The following is a 17,147-nucleotide window of genomic DNA, read 5'->3' on the forward strand; positions in this document are numbered from 1 at the left end:
AAGGGGTTTGTTTTGTAGATCAGCTTGAAAAGAGGGAGCGGAGAATATGGGAGACCATTATTATTCCAATCAGCCAGGAGCGGCACACGATCGGCGAGTCCTGGAAGCAACCTTGCGAGGTAAAGTATTTCGTTTTACAAGCGATGCCGGTGTCTTTTCCAAAACAGGTATTGACTATGGAAGCCGGGTCTTAATTGAAGCAATAGATATTGCTGAGAATGCTCATGTGTTAGATGTAGGTTGTGGTTATGGACCTATGGGGCTATCTGCGGCTTATCTTGCGACTAAAGGTCATGTAACGATGGTTGATGTGAACGAAAGAGCTGTTCAGTTGGCAAAAGAAAATGCTAAATTGAATGGGATCAGTAACGTAACTATTTTGGAAAGTGATTTGTTTAGTGCAGTCAAAGGAAAGATGTTTGATGTGATTCTGACAAATCCACCTATTCGTGCAGGTAAATCGACAGTTCACACTATTTTTGAAGAGGCAGCAGAGCATTTGCATAAAGGTGGTACACTGTGGATTGTGATTCAGAAGAAACAGGGTGCTCCTTCAGCCAAAGCAAAATTGGAAGAATTGTTTGATACTGTAGAGGAAGTAACAAAAGATAAAGGCTATCGGATTTTCAAAGCTACTAAATAAAAGTTGCTTTAGGATCATTGACTCGAAGTTCTGAACATGGTATGATTACAAAATGTCAGTATTAAGATGCCCTTCTTGGCTTTAGTTTTCTGAAATAATCATGAAAATTAGTCATCCATGAAGGTGTTTAATATTGTCTATAATCGTATATTAAGGGGTATTTCGGTCAATTTCAGCCGTAATACAGCATTCAAATGTGTAATCACATTCGTTGGTAGTTGATGCTGCTCTTTTTTCGAAAGTATTCGATAAGGGCTTTTCTCTATTTTATGGATGTGAACTTCTATGTATGCACCTATTATACGTGATCCAAACAGTAGTTCGCAATGAAATTTTTAAGCGAGTAGACATTAAGGGGTGAGTTTAAGTTGGCAGGACATCTTGTTCAATATGGTCGACGCACTCGGCGAAGTTATGCACGAATTAACGAAGTTCTTGAAGTACCTAACCTGATCGAAATCCAACAGAAATCATATCAGTGGTTTTTGGAAGAAGGTTTGCGCGAAATGTTTCACGATATCTCGCCAATCCAAGATTTTACAGGCAATTTGGTTCTCGAGTTCATCGATTACAGCCTTGGTGAGCCGAAATATACAGTAGACGACGCAAAAGAGCGTGACGTTACTTATTCTGCTCCACTTCGGGTAAAAGTCCGTCTTATCAACAGAGAAACGGGTGAAGTCAAAGAGCAGGAAGTATTTATGGGTGATTTCCCGTTGATGACGGAAACCGGTACCTTTGTTATTAATGGTGCAGAACGGGTTATTGTCAGCCAGTTGGTTCGCTCTCCCAGCGTCTATTTCAGCACTAAAGTCGATAAGAATGGTAAAACATCATATACTGCTACAGTTATTCCTAACCGTGGCGCATGGCTTGAACTTGAAATGGATGCTAAGGATATCATTTATGTTCGTATTGACCGTACTCGTAAGATTCCAGTTACAGTACTATTGCGTGCACTTGGATTCGGTACAGATGCTGAAATCCTAGACCTACTTGGTAACGATGAATATATCCGCAATACTTTAGATAAAGATAACACGGATTCTACAGACAAAGCGCTGATTGAAATTTATGAGCGTCTTCGTCCAGGTGAACCACCAACTCTCGACAATGCGAAGAGCTTGTTAGTAGCGCGTTTCTTTGATCCAAAACGCTATGATCTTGCAAACGTAGGTCGTTACAAAATCAACAAAAAACTCCATATCAAAAACCGTCTTTTCAACCAACGTTTGGCTGAGACGCTAATTGATACGGATACTGGTGAAATTATTGCTGAAGCTGGACAAATGGTAGACCGTCGTCTTTTAGACGAAATCATGCCGTATTTGGAAGGCGATTTGAATCATAAAACATATCACGTAGCTGGCGGCGTATTGGATGATAATGATATCCCAATGCAAAGCATCAATGTATTCTCTCCAATCGAAGATGGTAAAGTTGTGACTTTGATTGCGAACGGAATTATTGATAAAACAGTTAAAAATATTACTCCAGCTGACATTATCGCTTCAATCAGTTATTTCTTGAACTTGTTGAACGGTATTGGCGATACAGATGATATCGATCACTTGGGTAACCGTCGTTTGCGCTCTGTAGGTGAACTTTTACAAAACCAATTCCGTATCGGTTTGTCCCGTATGGAACGTGTGGTTCGTGAAAGAATGTCTATTCAAGATGCTAACGTCATTACACCACAAGCTTTGATCAATATACGTCCTGTTATTGCATCGATTAAAGAGTTCTTCGGTAGCTCCCAGCTTTCACAGTTTATGGACCAAACGAACCCATTGGGTGAATTGACGCACAAACGTCGTTTATCTGCTTTGGGACCCGGCGGTTTGACTCGTGAACGTGCAGGCTTTGAAGTTCGTGACGTCCATCACAGTCACTATGGCCGTATGTGTCCGATCGAGACTCCAGAGGGACCGAATATCGGTTTGATTAACTCCTTGTCTACATTTGCACGTATCAATGAGTATGGCTTTATTGAAGCTCCATACCGTCGTGTAGATCCTAAGACAAATCGTGTTACAGATCAAATTGATTATTTGACTGCTGATGAAGAAGATAACTATGTTGTTGCTCAGGCGAATGCAGCGTTGAATGAAGACGGATCTTTCACTGACGAAATGGTTATCGTTCGTTATAACAAACAAGCGGATAACATTTTACCAATGCCAAATGAACGTGTTGATTATATGGACGTATCCCCTAAACAGGTTGTGTCTGTAGCAACAGCATTGATTCCTTTCTTGGAAAATGATGACTCCAACCGTGCATTGATGGGTTCTAACATGCAGCGTCAGGCGGTTCCTTTGCTTATTCCTAAAGCACCACTTGTTGGTACTGGTATGGAGCATAAAGCAGCAAAAGATTCAGGCGTTTGTATCGTAAGTAAACATGACGGAATCGTTGAACGTTCTACTGCTAACGAGATTACAGTACGTCGTATTGAACTCGTAGATGGCAAAGAAGTAAAAGGCGATCTTGTTAAACATAAATTACACAAATTTATGAGATCGAATCAGGGAACTTGTATTAATCAACGTCCTATCGTTAAAACAGGCGATTACGTTCAAAAAGGAGATATCCTTGCTGACGGTCCTTCGACTGAGATGGGCGAGATTGCTTTAGGACGTAACGTAGTCGTTGCCTTCATGACTTGGGAAGGTTACAACTATGAAGATGCGATCCTATTGAGTGAAAAACTTGTTAAGGAGGATGTATACACTTCGATTCATATCGAGGAATACGAATCTGAAGCTCGTGACACTAAACTTGGACCTGAAGAAATCACACGTGATATTCCTAACGTTGGTGAAGAAGCACTCAAAAATCTTGACGAACGCGGAATTATTCGTATCGGTGCTGAAATTGCTGCTGGTGATATTCTTGTTGGTAAAGTAACACCTAAAGGTGTAACTGAACTAACTGCTGAAGAACGCCTTCTGCACGCTATCTTTGGTGAAAAAGCTCGTGAAGTTCGTGACACTAGTCTTCGTGTACCGCATGGTACTGATGGTATTGTTGTGGACGTTAAAGTATTCACTAGAGAAAATGGCGATGAGTTGCCACCAGGTGTTAATCACTTGGTACGTGCATATATTGCGCAAAAACGTAAAATCTCTGAAGGCGATAAAATGGCGGGACGACATGGTAACAAAGGTGTTGTAGCACGTATTTTGCCGGAAGAAGATATGCCGTTTATGCCTGATGGTACTCCAGTACAAGTTGTATTGAATCCACTAGGTGTACCTTCCCGTATGAACATCGGTCAGATTCTTGAAGTCCATTTAGGTATGGCTTCTATGAAACTTGGTATTCATGTTGCTACACCAGTATTTGATGGAGCAAAAGAGTATGATGTATTTGATACGATGGAAGAAGCAGGTATGCAACGTAACGGTAAAACGATCCTTTATGATGGTAGAACCGGTGAAGAATTTGAACGTGAAGTAACTGTTGGTGTCATGCATATGATCAAGCTGGCACACATGGTTGATGATAAAATCCATGCTCGTTCTACAGGTCCTTACTCTTTGGTTACGCAACAGCCGTTGGGTGGTAAAGCTCAATTTGGTGGACAGCGTTTCGGGGAGATGGAAGTATGGGCACTTGAAGCTTATGGTGCTGCTTACACCCTACAAGAAATCCTTACAGTCAAATCTGATGATGTCGTTGGTCGTGTGAAAACATACGAATCCATCGTTAAAGGCGAGAATGTTCCTGAACCAGGTGTTCCTGAGTCATTCAAAGTTCTAATCAAAGAATTGCAAAGTTTGGGTATGGACGTCAAAATTCTCAATGAAAATGAGAATGAGATCGAAATGCGAGAATTGGATGATGAAGAAGAGGCGAGCACGAACGATAAGCTCAGTCTTAATCTAGAAGGTTCTGAAGTCGGAGCCGAGTAACTATTGCCACTACACATTCCCTATGTGATCTAACAATGAAGATAGACCGGAGATTTATCCCGGTCTATCCCTTATTGATGAGAGGGTATATGGGAATTCATACAGTTTTTGATAAGAATGACAATAAACAGGATTTGGCCTTAGGAGGGGTGTCTTTTGATAGACGTTAACAATTTCGAATTTATGAAAATTGGGCTAGCTTCCCCAGACAAAATTCGTTCTTGGTCCCGCGGAGAAGTTAAAAAACCGGAGACAATCAACTATCGTACGCTTAAACCAGAGAAAGACGGGTTGTTCTGTGAACGTATTTTTGGACCAACCAAAGACTGGGAATGCCACTGCGGTAAATACAAACGTGTACGTTACAAAGGCGTAGTCTGCGATCGCTGCGGCGTTGAAGTAACACGCGCTAAAGTACGTCGCGAACGTATGGGACACATTGAGCTTGCAGCTCCTGTATCTCACATTTGGTATTTCAAAGGTATTCCAAGCCGTATGGGTCTAGCACTTGATATGTCTCCACGTTCTTTGGAAGAAGTAATCTACTTCGCATCTTATGTTGTAACAGATCCAGGTGAGACACCGCTGGAGAAAAAACAACTTTTATCTGAAAAAGAATACCGTAGCTACCGTGAAAAATACGGTCATGGTTTCCATGCAGGTATGGGTGCAGAAGCGATTAAACGATTGCTTCAAGACCTTGATATTGATAAAGAACTAGAATTTTTACGTGAAGAGCTACGTACAGCTCAAGGTCAACGTCGTAATCGTGCGATTAAACGCCTTGAAGTTATCGAAGCATTCCGTAACTCTGGTAACTTCCCTGATTGGATGATCATGGATGTATTGCCAGTTATCCCTCCAGAACTTCGTCCGATGGTACAGTTGGATGGTGGACGTTTTGCGACGTCTGACTTGAATGATTTGTATCGTCGTGTAATTAACCGTAACAACCGTCTTAAACGTCTATTGGATCTAGGTGCACCTGACATTATCGTACAAAATGAGAAACGTATGCTTCAAGAAGCTGTCGATGCTCTTATTGATAATGGTCGTCGTGGTCGCCCAGTAACAGGACCAGGTAACCGTCCATTGAAATCTCTTAGTCATATGCTAAAAGGTAAACAAGGACGTTTCCGTCAGAACTTACTAGGTAAACGTGTCGATTATTCTGGTCGTTCGGTTATCGTTGTAGGTCCTTACTTGAAAATGTACCAATGTGGTCTTCCAAAAGAGATGGCACTAGAGTTATTCAAACCTTTCGTTATGAAAGAATTGGTTAACAAAGGTCTTGCTCATAATATCAAGAGCGCAAAACGCAAAGTAGAACGTGTAAGTCCAGAAGTATGGGATGTACTTGAAGAAGTTATTAAAGAACATCCAGTTCTTCTAAACCGTGCACCTACTCTGCATAGACTTGGTATTCAAGCATTTGAACCTATTTTGGTTGAAGGACGTGCAATTCGTCTTCACCCACTCGTATGTACAGCATATAATGCTGACTTTGATGGTGACCAAATGGCGGTTCACGTTCCATTGTCTGCTGAAGCGCAAGCGGAAGCACGTATCTTGATGCTTGCATCTGGTAACATTTTGAACCCTAAAGATGGTAAACCAGTTGTTACTCCTTCACAGGATATGGTCTTGGGCTCATTCTATCTAACTATGGATAATGATGAAGCTAAAGGTTCAGGTATGATTTTACGTACAGTGAACGAAGCAGTATCGGGTTACCAACGTGGCGTTGCTTCATTGCATGCTCGTGTAGCGATCCCTGTTAAAGCTTTGAACAAAACAAGCTTTACAGAGAAGCAACAAACAGGAATGATGGTAACAACTATCGGACGAATTATCTTTAACGAGATTTTCCCTGAATCATTCCCTTACATTAATGAGCCAACGCGTCGTAACTTGTTCCAAGGTACACCGGATCATTACTTTATCTATGATAAAGGTGTGAATATCCGTGAATTTATTAGTAGTGTTCCTCAAACAGGCGCTATCGGTAAAGAGTATTTAGGTTCAATTATCGCTCGTTGTTTTGAAATCTACCATACAACATTAACATCTATTATTTTGGATAAAATCAAGCAACTTGGATTCACTTATTCTACGCGTGCAGGTATTACTGTTGGTGTATCTGACGTTATTGTTCCTGTTGAAAAACAAGGAATCTTGGATGAGTCTGATAAAAAAGTTGCTGTTATTACGAATCAATACCGTCGTGGTTTGATTACGAATGAAGAGCGTTATGATCGTGTTATTGAGATCTGGTCTCGTACGAAGGATGATATTACTGAAGTCCTTATGAAATCAATGGATCGCTATAACTCTATTATGCTTATGGTTGACTCCAAAGCTCGTGGTAACAAATCGCAGATCACTCAGCTTGGTGGTATGCGCGGTCTGATGGCGAATCCATCGGGTCGTATCATCGAACTTCCAATTAAATCGAATTTCCGTGAAGGTCTGACAGTATTAGAATACTTCCTTTCTACTCACGGAGCGCGTAAAGGTTTGGCGGATACAGCACTTCGTACTGCTGACTCAGGTTACCTAACTCGTCGTCTAGTTGACGTAGCACAAGATGTAATCGTACGTGAAGAAGATTGTGGAACAGATAAAGGTTTCACTGTAAGCCGTATTCAAGATGGCAAAGAAGTTATCGAAGATCTTTATGATCGTTTAGAAGGTCGTTATTGCTTCGAAACTGTTCGTCATCCAAAAACAGGTGAGATTCTTGCTCGTCGTAACGAATTGCTAGATTCGGATAAAGCTGAAGCGATCGTTGAAGCTGGAGTTGAAAAACTTCAAATCCGTTCAGTATTAAGTTGTCGTGCAAAACACGGAGTATGTAAAACATGTTACGGTCGTAACCTTGCTACTGGTAAACACGTTGAGATTGGTGAAGCAGTTGGTATTATTGCAGCACAATCTATCGGTGAACCAGGAACACAGCTTACAATGCGTACGTTCCATACTGGTGGTGTTGCAGGGGACGATATTACTCAAGGTTTGCCGCGTATTCAAGAGCTTTTCGAAGCGCGTAATCCTAAAGGTCAAGCAATTATCAGTGAAATTGATGGTGTGGTTAAAGAAATCCGTGAAACTAAAGACCGTCGTGAAATCGAGGTTGAAGGTGAAGCAGAGACTAAAGTTTACCCTGTAACTTACGGTTCCCGCCTAAGAGTTAAAGAAGGTATGGAAATCGAAGCTGGGGATGAACTAACAGATGGTTCGATTGACCCTAAAGAAATGCTACGTATCAAAGGTATCCGTGGCGTACAGAACTATATCCTGCAAGAAGTACAACGCGTATATCGTAACCAGGGTGTAGAAATCAATGATAAGCACGTTGAAGTTATGATCAGACAGATGTTACGTAAAATCCGTATCATCGATGCTGGTGAAACAACATTGTTGCCAGGTTCATTTGTTGATATGTACGAATATGAGAATGCGAACAGAGTAGCAATCATGGCTGACAAAGAGCCAGCAGTTGCTAAACCAGTATTGCTTGGTATTACTAAAGCATCTCTGGAAACTGATTCCTTCTTGTCTGCGGCATCCTTCCAGGAAACAACTCGTGTCCTGACAGATGCAGCGATCAAAGGTAAAGTCGATAAATTACTTGGTCTTAAAGAGAACGTTATTATCGGTAAGTTGATTCCAGCTGGTACAGGGATGAACCGTTATCGTAGCGTTAAATTTGAAGATGCAGAAAAGTTTGAAGCCAAGAAACCTGGTCTTGAAACGGTAACTGTTGAGTAATTTGTTAATCTCGTTATAATGTAATCTTATATTACTCATAAATAAGCGGCTGAACTGAACAACAGTTGATGTTATTCAGTTCTAGCTGCTGTTTAATGGGTGAAGTCAAAGAAATATAATGATTATTTATGAAATAGAATTATAGTTATCTATTGACAGTATCCTTTAGCTAATGGTACTATAGCAAAGGTGCGTGAATAGCATGCTGATCCCTGATCTTTTGGAGGAAATCGGAAGATGACTAATGACAAAGGATTAAAGGATGCCCGGATCAAAGTAGGCACAAAGCAGACAATGCGGATGGTCGAGACGGGTCAAGCTGAAGAAGTCTATGTTGCGCAGGATGCGGAAAATCATCTCATCTCGAAAATCGTTCAATTATGCTCGACTCATTCTGTTAAGATCACATATGTGGATACAATGAAAGAATTGGGCAAAGCTTGCGGAATCGAAGTGGGAACTGCTATGGCCGTTGTCCTTAAATAATGCAATCAGGAATGTTTTTGCTGGTCGTGAGTGGCAGGCAAGGACTTTTCATTTGTTCTTTTATGAACCACCTGGGTCTGTGGACTTAAGATATGGTTTATATTGGAACTACAAATATGGGAAGGGGGTGGCAACACAATGCCAACTATTAATCAATTAGTCCGTAAAGGACGTCAAGCTAAAATTGAGAAATCAAAATCACCTGCACTTCAAAAAGGGTATAATGCTTTGAAACGTCAAGAGACGAACATTAGCGCTCCACAAAAACGTGGTGTATGTACTCGTGTAGGTACTATGACTCCAAAAAAACCGAACTCCGCACTTCGTAAGTATGCTCGTGTTCGTTTAACGAACCGTATCGAGGTTACTGCTTACATTCCAGGTATCGGTCATAACCTTCAAGAACACAGCGTGGTACTTATCCGCGGTGGACGGGTTAAAGATTTACCAGGGGTTCGTTATCATATCGTTCGTGGTGCTTTGGATACAGCAGGCGTAAACAATCGTATGCAATCACGTTCTAAATACGGTACAAAACGTCCGAAAGAAAAAAAATAATCCAGTAGCGCAGATCACTGCGCTTTATATCTAAGGAAGGGGGATAACCATGCCAAGAAAAGGTCCAGTAATGAAAAGAGACGTATTGCCAGATCCTATGTATAACAGCAAGTTGGTTACACGTTTGATCAACCGCATTATGGTCGACGGAAAACGTGGGGTTGCTCAAAGCATCCTTTACAATTCTTTTAAATTGATTCAAGAACGTACAGGTAACGATCCTATGGAAGTATTTGAGGCGGCAATCAAGAACATTATGCCGGTCCTCGAAGTTAAAGCTCGCCGTGTAGGTGGCGCTAACTATCAAGTTCCGATCGAAGTTAAACCTGAAAGACGTACTACATTGGGACTTCGTTGGTTAGTGAATTATTCACGTAGCCGCGGAGAGAAAACAATGGAAGAACGTTTAGCAGCTGAAATCATTGATGCTTCTAACAACACAGGCGCAGCAGTGAAAAAACGCGAAGATACACACAAAATGGCTGAAGCGAATAAAGCATTCGCTCACTACCGCTGGTAGGATCAAAGCCTTTATTTCAAAAATTGATATTTTTGAAGGGAGCACCCATTCATGGCAAAAAGAGAGTTCTCCTTAGAAAATACACGTAATATTGGTATCATGGCTCATATCGATGCTGGTAAAACTACCACTACAGAACGTATCTTGTTCTATACAGGCCGTACGCACAAAATCGGTGAAGTTCACGAAGGCGCTGCTACAATGGACTGGATGGAGCAAGAGCAAGAGCGCGGAATCACTATTACATCCGCAGCTACTACGGCTCAGTGGAGAGGCTACCGCGTTAATATCATTGATACTCCAGGTCACGTTGACTTTACAGTTGAAGTTGAACGTTCCCTGCGTGTATTGGACGGAGCAGTAGGCGTATTTAGTGCAAAAGAGGGTGTAGAACCACAATCCGAGACTGTTTGGAGACAAGCAGATCGTTATGGTGTACCTCGTATAGCATATGTTAATAAAATGGATATTATTGGTGCTGACTACCTTAACGTTGTTAAAGACATGCGTGAACGTCTGCAAGCGAACGCAGTAGCGATTCAATTGCCGATCGGCGCAGAGAATGACTTCGTTGGTATTATCGATATCATCGAGCAAACAGCTATCGAATATCAAGATGATCTTGGACGCGATCCAGTATCTATCGAAATTCCAGAAGATCTTAAAGCAACAGTTGAAGAACTGCGTGCTGACTTGATCGAAAGAGTTGCAGAACTAGATGAAGATCTAATGATGAAATATCTTGAAGGAGAAGAGCCAACAATCGCTGAGATTAAGGCTGCTCTACGTAAAGGTGTTTGTGACGTTAAAATCTTCCCAGTAATCTGTGGTTCTTCTTACCGTAACAAAGGTGTTCAACCTATGTTGGATGCTGTTATCGACTACCTTCCGGCTCCTACGGATGTTCCGGCAATTAAAGGTTTGCACGAAGACGGCACAGAGGCAATTCGTCATTCTTCTGATGAAGAGCCATTTTCTGCACTAGCGTTCAAAATTATGACAGACCCTTACGTGGGTAAACTTACGTTCTTCCGCGTATATTCTGGCGTATTGCAATCCGGTTCTTACGTTCTAAATGCTACTAAAGGCAAACGTGAACGTATTGGTCGTATCCTGCAAATGCATGCTAACGCTCGTCAAGAAATCAGCGAAGTTTTCGCTGGTGATATTGCAGCAGCTGTTGGTTTGAAAGATACAGGTACAGGTGATACACTATGTGATGAAAAAGATACTGTTATCTTAGAATCCATGAATTTCCCTGACCCAGTTATTGAAGTTGCAGTGGAACCAAAAACAAAAGCTGACCAAGATAAAATGGGTATTGCTTTGTCCAAATTGACTGAAGAAGATCCAACTCTTCGTGCTCATACGGATGAAGAAACTGGCCAAACAATCTTGGCGGGTATGGGTGAGCTTCACCTTGAAATTATCGTTGACCGTATGCGTCGCGAATTCAAAGTGGAGACTAACGTAGGTAAACCTCAGGTTGCTTATCGTGAAACATTCCGTCAACCAGCTCGCGTTGAAGGTAAATTCGTTCGTCAATCCGGTGGTCGTGGTCAATACGGTCATGTATGGGTTGAGTTCGAACCATTGGAAGCAGGTACAGGTAGCCAGTTCGAAAGTAAAGTTGTCGGTGGTTCCGTACCAAGAGAATATGTTGGTCCTGCATTGCAAGGTATTGAAGAAGCAATGAAGAACGGTGTTATCGCCGGTTTCCCACTTGTAGACGTAAAAGCTACAGTAGTAGACGGATCTTATCATGATGTCGATTCCAATGAAATGGCATTTAAAATTGCCGGATCTATGGCGCTTAAAGCTGCAAAAGACAAATGTCGTCCTGTATTGCTTGAGCCACTTATGAAAGTTGAAGTAACAGTACCTGAAGAATACATGGGTGATGTTATGGGTATGCTGAACTCCCGTCGTGGTCGTATCGAAGGTATGGACTCACGCGGTGGTACTCAAATCATTCGTGCAAAAGTACCTTTATCTGAAATGTTTGGATATTCCACAACACTTCGTTCTGGTACACAAGGTCGCGGTGTATTCTCAATGGAACTTTCTCATTATGAAGAAGTACCTAAGAGCATCGCTGACGAAATCAGTACCAAAGCAAACGGCTAAGTTTTCAATCCGTTTTCACTTATGGGATGTACAGAAAGTAGCATGACTGCTCTCTGTACGTTTCAAACTAAAATACAAACAAAACTCTACCTTCAAGGAGGCAACGTTTAACATGGCAAAGGCTAAATTTGAACGTAATAAAACGCACGTTAACATCGGAACTATTGGTCACGTCGATCATGGTAAAACAACTTTGACTGCTGCAATCACAACTGTATTGTCTAAAACTTACGGCGGTGCTGCTGTAGCATTTGATCAAATCGATAAAGCTCCAGAAGAGCGCGAACGCGGTATCACAATCTCAACTGCACACGTTGAGTACGAAACACCTAACCGTCACTATGCACACGTTGACTGCCCAGGTCACGCCGATTATGTTAAAAACATGATCACTGGTGCTGCACAAATGGACGGAGCGATCTTGGTTGTATCTGCAGCTGACGGTCCTATGCCACAAACTCGCGAGCACATCTTGTTGTCTCGTCAAGTAGGCGTACCTTACATCGTTGTATTCTTAAACAAATGCGACATGGTTGAAGACGAAGAGCTTTTGGAATTGGTTGAAATGGAAGTTCGTGACCTTCTTAACGAATATGAGTTCCCTGGTGACGATACTCCAATCACTCGTGGATCTGCTCGTGAAGCATTGGCTAACCCTGATGGCGAATGGGCTCAAAAAATCGTTGACATGTTTACTGAAATCGATACTTACATTCCAGATCCAGAGCGCGACACTGACAAACCTTTCTTGATGCCTGTTGAGGATGTATTCTCGATCACTGGTCGTGGTACAGTTGCAACTGGTCGTGTTGAGCGTGGTACTGTTAAAGTCGGCGAAGAGATCGAAATCGTTGGTATCCATGAAGAAACTAAGAAATCCGTTGTTACAGGCGTAGAAATGTTCCGTAAATTGTTGGATTCCGCACAAGCGGGCGACAACATCGGCGCATTGTTGCGTGGTGTAGAACGTACTCAAATCGAACGTGGTCAAGTACTTTCTAAACCAGGTACTGTTAAACCTCATACTGAGTTCACTGCTCAAGTATACGTTTTGACTAAAGAAGAAGGCGGACGTCACAAACCTTTCTTCACTGGTTACCGTCCACAGTTCTACTTCCGTACAACTGACGTAACTGGCGTAATTTCTTTACCAGAAGGTACTGAAATGGTTATGCCTGGTGATAACATCACTGTTACTGTATCCCTAATCAATCCAATCGCGATTGAAGAAGGTACACGTTTCGCTATTCGCGAAGGTGGACGTACAGTAGGCGCTGGCGCTGTAGCATCTATCCAAAAATAATTAAATCTTCATTGTGAATCGGAAACGATTTGAAGATTTTAATATAAGCAACATTGTACTGTAACGAAGCAACATTGTACTGTAAACGAAAGACCAAATGAGGCCTGTTTCCTTATAAGGGAGACAGGTCTTATTTTTTTATGTAAATGTTTCAAAAAAGACTTGCATAACTGTTTGTTATCATATACAATAATAAATGTTGTTCTGAGACGTTGCGATGACGTGAGAGGTTACCGACACACCCGGCTCCTTTGCCATGGACGGTATGCCGGAAAATTTTCACTGAGTATGTCCGATACCAAATTGGGCGATAGAAGGAGGGACTAAAAATGGCAAAGCAAAAAATTCGTATTCGTTTGAAAGCATACGATCATAGAATTCTTGATCAATCCGCAGAGAAAATCGTTGAAACAGCTAAACGTTCTGGCGCAGGAGTATCTGGACCAATTCCGCTTCCTACTGAAAAACAGATTATTACTGTTCTTCGTGCGGTTCATAAATACAAGGATTCTCGTGAGCAATTCGAGCAACGTACACATAAACGTTTGATCGATATTGTTAACCCAACTCCACAAACTGTGGATGCATTGATGCGTTTGGACTTACCGTCTGGCGTAGATATCGAAATTAAATTATAATCCACATAGATGTGGTAACACGTAAAATGAAAAGAGGTGTCAACATGAAAGGTATCTTAGGAAGAAAATTGGGTATGACTCAAGTCTTTACTGCGGAAGGTAACGTAATTCCTGTAACGGTTATCGAAGCTGGACCATGTGTGGTTCTGCAGAAGAAAGACCTGGAAAATGACGGATACGAAGCGGTACAAATCGGTTTTGCTGATAAAAAAGCAAGCAGATCTAACAAACCGGAAGCAGGACACGCTACTAAAGCGAATACTGTGCCTAAGCGCTACGTTCGCGAAATTCGCGGTGTTGACCTCGCAAATGTCGAGGTTGGCCAGGAACTCAAAGCAGACTTGTTTGCTCAAGGTGAGTTCGTTGACGTAACGGGTATTTCAAAAGGTAAAGGTTTTGCCGGCGTTATCAAACGTTGGGGCCAAAGCCGCGGACCAATGTCTCACGGTTCCCGTTATCATCGCAGACCAGGTTCAATGGGTTCTATCCAAGCGAACCGTGTACCGAAAGGTAAACGTCTGCCAGGTCACATGGGTCACGATACAGTAACGATCCAACGCCTCGAAGTTATCAGAGTAGATGCTGAACGTAACGTAATTCTCGTTAAAGGCTCTATCCCTGGTGCTAAAAATAGTTATGTAAAAGTAAGAGAAACGGTTAAAAAATAACCAATCAAGAAAGGAGGAACAGGAAATGCCAAAAGTAGCACTTTACAGTATCGACGGTAGCCAAGTTGGCGAAGTTGAATTGAGTGATTCCGTATTCGGTATCGAACCTAACACTCATGTGCTTCATGATGCAGTCATTATGCAACGTGCTTCCCTTCGTCAAGGTAATCACAAAGTAAAAGGACGCTCTGAAGTTCGTGGTGGTGGACGTAAACCATGGAAACAAAAAGGAACAGGACGTGCGCGTCAAGGTTCTATTCGTTCTCCACAATGGAAAGGCGGCGGCGTAGCATTTGGACCGACTCCACGCAGCTATGCTTACAAACTGCCTAAGAAAGTTCGTCGTTTAGCAATCAAATCTGCTTTGTCTTCTAAAGTAGTAGCTAACGAAATCATCGTTTTGGATGCACTAAGCTTTAGCGCACCGAAAACAAAAGAGTTCGCAGCAATTTTAAACAACCTTAAAGTAGATCGCAAAGTATTAATCGTAACTCCTAGTTATGATGATAATGTTGCACTATCTGCTCGTAACATCCCAGGTGTTAAATTCGTTGCAGCTGACGGCGTTAATGTTCTAGACGTACTTACGTACGATAAGCTGATCCTTACTAAGGATGCAGTTCACAAGGTAGAGGAGGTGTTCGCGTAATGAAAGATCCTCGTGATATTATTAAGCGTCCGGTAATTACTGAGCGCACTGCCGAGTACATGAGTGAACTGAAATATGCTTTCGAAGTAGACATTCGTTCTAATAAAACGGAAGTTAAAAAGGCAATTGAAGAAATTTTCAAAGTGAAAGTGTCTAAAGTAAACACTCTTCGCATGCCTGCTAAACCGAAACGTTATGGACGTCATTCCGGCTACACTTCCGAATGGAAGAAAGCTATCGTAACTTTGGCTCCAGAAAGTAAACCGCTTGAGTTTTTTGAATCTGTAGAGTAAGGAGGAATAAACAGTGCCAATTAAAAAGTACAAACCGACATCCCCGGCTCGTCGTAACATGAGTGTTTCTACATTCGAAGAGATTACAACGAACCAACCGGAGAAATCTTTGTTGGCTCCGCTTTTCAAAAGAGCAGGCCGCAACAACCAAGGTAAAATTACAGTTCGTCACCATGGCGGCGGACACAAACGTAAATACCGTATTATTGACTTCAAACGTACTAAAGATGGAATACCAGGTAACGTTGCTACAATCGAGTACGATCCTAACCGTACTTCTAACATTGCTCTGATCCACTATGCTGATGGAGAGAAACGTTATATCATCGCTCCTAAAGGATTAAAAGTTGGAGATCAAATTTTCTCTGGCGTAGGATCTGATATCAAAATCGGTAACTGCCTTCCATTGGAAAACATTCCAGTTGGTACAGTTATTCACAATATCGAATTGAAACCAGGTAAAGGTGGTCAGCTCGTTCGCGCAGCTGGTACGGAAGCTCAATTACTTGGTAAAGAAGAAAAATATGTCTCCATTCGCCTTTCTTCTGGTGAAGTACGTCGCGTACTTAAAGTATGTCGTGCTACAATCGGATCAGTTGGTAATGAAGATCATGAATTGATTAAAATCGGTAAAGCCGGTCGTAATCGCTGGTTGGGCAAACGTCCACAAGTTCGAGGCGTAGTAATGAACCCTAATGATCACCCACACGGTGGTGGTGAAGGTAAAGCTCCAATCGGACGTAAATCTCCAATGTCTCCATGGGGTAAACCTACTCTTGGTTACAAAACACGTAAAAAAGGTAAGGCTTCCGATCAATACATCATTCGCCGCCGCACGAAGTAAGATTTGTGCTTGAATGCTTGTAAAGTGTGAAGTGACGAAAAGATGAAGGGAGGATTCAACCTATGAGCCGTAGTCTTAAAAAAGGTCCTTTCGTGGACGGGTACTTGCTTAAAAAAGTAGAAGTATTGAACGAAGACGATAAAAAAGTCGTAATCAAAACTTGGTCCCGTCGCTCGACGATTTTCCCACAATTTATCGGACATACATTCGCTGTTTATGATGGTCGCAAACATGTACCGGTATATGTAACGGAAGATATGGTCGGACACAAGCTTGGTGAGTTCGCACCAACTCGTACGTACAAAGGTCATGCTAATGACGACAGAAAAACAAGACGTTAATATATAAGGATTTAAAGTAAGAGAGGAGGTCACGCAATGCAAGCGAAAGCACACGCAAAGTTTGTACGCATCGCTCCGCGTAAAGTTCAATTAGTAGTTGACTTGATCCGCGGTAAGCAAGTTGGAGAAGCGATCGCGATTCTGCGTCATACGCCGAAATCCGCATCCCCAATTGTTGAGAAGCTTCTTAACTCCGCAATTGCCAACGCTGAGTTCATTAGCTCAGAAAAAGAGTTGACTTTTGATGTTAACAACTTGGTAATTTCTCAGGTTTATGTTAACCAAGGACCAACACTAAAACGTTTCCGCCCTCGTGCAATGGGACGTGCAAGTAAAATCAACAAACGCACCAGCCATATTTCTTTGGTGGTAGCTGAAAAATAAGATAG

Annotated in this window: 15 protein-coding genes; all 15 read left to right on the forward strand. The window is 42.0% G+C overall.

Going from position 1 to position 17,147, the window contains the following annotated elements:
- Positions 1 to 46: 46 nt before the first annotated feature.
- The 15 genes from PTI45_RS14610 to rplV all read left to right on the forward strand — a co-directional run bounded on the left by PTI45_RS14610 (position 47) and on the right by rplV (position 17,142).
- Positions 47 to 643, forward strand: coding sequence for a class I SAM-dependent methyltransferase (locus tag PTI45_RS14610; protein ID WP_069328345.1), 597 nt, complete (start codon positions 47 to 49; stop codon positions 641 to 643).
- Between the two features lie 368 nt (positions 644 to 1,011).
- The gene (rpoB, locus tag PTI45_RS14615) at positions 1,012 to 4,560 is read left to right on the forward strand and encodes a DNA-directed RNA polymerase subunit beta (RefSeq protein WP_069328346.1); all 3,549 of its coding nucleotides are present in this window, start codon (positions 1,012 to 1,014) and stop codon (positions 4,558 to 4,560) included.
- A gap of 156 nt (positions 4,561 to 4,716) precedes the next feature.
- The gene (gene rpoC, locus PTI45_RS14620; protein ID WP_069328347.1) at positions 4,717 to 8,331 is read left to right on the forward strand and encodes a DNA-directed RNA polymerase subunit beta'; all 3,615 of its coding nucleotides are present in this window, start codon (positions 4,717 to 4,719) and stop codon (positions 8,329 to 8,331) included.
- Positions 8,332 to 8,568: 237 nt separating this feature from the next.
- Positions 8,569 to 8,817, forward strand: coding sequence for a ribosomal L7Ae/L30e/S12e/Gadd45 family protein (locus tag PTI45_RS14625; RefSeq protein WP_069328348.1), 249 nt, complete (start codon positions 8,569 to 8,571; stop codon positions 8,815 to 8,817).
- A 138-nt stretch (positions 8,818 to 8,955) separates the two neighbouring features.
- Positions 8,956 to 9,375: a 30S ribosomal protein S12 gene (gene rpsL / locus PTI45_RS14630; protein ID WP_069328349.1), complete on the forward strand. Its 420-nt coding sequence runs from the start codon at positions 8,956 to 8,958 to the stop codon at positions 9,373 to 9,375.
- Between the two features lie 49 nt (positions 9,376 to 9,424).
- Complete coding sequence (gene rpsG / locus PTI45_RS14635) at positions 9,425 to 9,895, forward strand: 30S ribosomal protein S7 (RefSeq protein WP_069328350.1); 471 nt, start codon at positions 9,425 to 9,427, stop codon at positions 9,893 to 9,895.
- A 51-nt stretch (positions 9,896 to 9,946) separates the two neighbouring features.
- A complete protein-coding gene (gene fusA / locus PTI45_RS14640) occupies positions 9,947 to 12,022 on the forward strand; it encodes an elongation factor G (RefSeq protein ID WP_069328351.1) in 2,076 nt (691 codons plus the stop codon).
- 112 nt (positions 12,023 to 12,134) lie between these two features.
- Positions 12,135 to 13,325, forward strand: a complete 1,191-nt coding sequence (gene tuf, locus PTI45_RS14645) for an elongation factor Tu (protein WP_069328352.1) — start codon at positions 12,135 to 12,137, stop codon at positions 13,323 to 13,325.
- A gap of 329 nt (positions 13,326 to 13,654) precedes the next feature.
- Complete coding sequence (gene rpsJ, locus PTI45_RS14650) at positions 13,655 to 13,963, forward strand: 30S ribosomal protein S10 (RefSeq protein ID WP_028609655.1); 309 nt, start codon at positions 13,655 to 13,657, stop codon at positions 13,961 to 13,963.
- Positions 13,964 to 14,007: 44 nt separating this feature from the next.
- A complete protein-coding gene (gene rplC, locus PTI45_RS14655; RefSeq protein ID WP_069328353.1) occupies positions 14,008 to 14,631 on the forward strand; it encodes a 50S ribosomal protein L3 in 624 nt (207 codons plus the stop codon).
- Between the two features lie 25 nt (positions 14,632 to 14,656).
- Positions 14,657 to 15,280, forward strand: coding sequence for a 50S ribosomal protein L4 (rplD, locus tag PTI45_RS14660; RefSeq protein WP_069328354.1), 624 nt, complete (start codon positions 14,657 to 14,659; stop codon positions 15,278 to 15,280).
- Entirely contained in the window at positions 15,280 to 15,573 is a 294-nt protein-coding gene (rplW, locus tag PTI45_RS14665; RefSeq protein WP_069328355.1) for a 50S ribosomal protein L23, read from the forward strand. The genes rplD and rplW overlap by 1 nt, the downstream gene beginning before the upstream one ends.
- Positions 15,574 to 15,586: 13 nt before the next feature.
- Entirely contained in the window at positions 15,587 to 16,417 is an 831-nt protein-coding gene (gene rplB / locus PTI45_RS14670) for a 50S ribosomal protein L2 (protein ID WP_069328356.1), read from the forward strand.
- Positions 16,418 to 16,479: 62 nt separating this feature from the next.
- A complete protein-coding gene (gene rpsS / locus PTI45_RS14675; protein ID WP_069328357.1) occupies positions 16,480 to 16,758 on the forward strand; it encodes a 30S ribosomal protein S19 in 279 nt (92 codons plus the stop codon).
- A gap of 36 nt (positions 16,759 to 16,794) precedes the next feature.
- Positions 16,795 to 17,142, forward strand: a complete 348-nt coding sequence (gene rplV, locus PTI45_RS14680; protein ID WP_069328358.1) for a 50S ribosomal protein L22 — start codon at positions 16,795 to 16,797, stop codon at positions 17,140 to 17,142.
- The last annotated feature ends 5 nt before the right edge of the window (positions 17,143 to 17,147 follow it).

The organism is Paenibacillus nuruki (assembly GCF_001721045.1).
Taxonomy (GTDB): domain Bacteria; phylum Bacillota; class Bacilli; order Paenibacillales; family Paenibacillaceae; genus Saccharibacillus; species Saccharibacillus nuruki.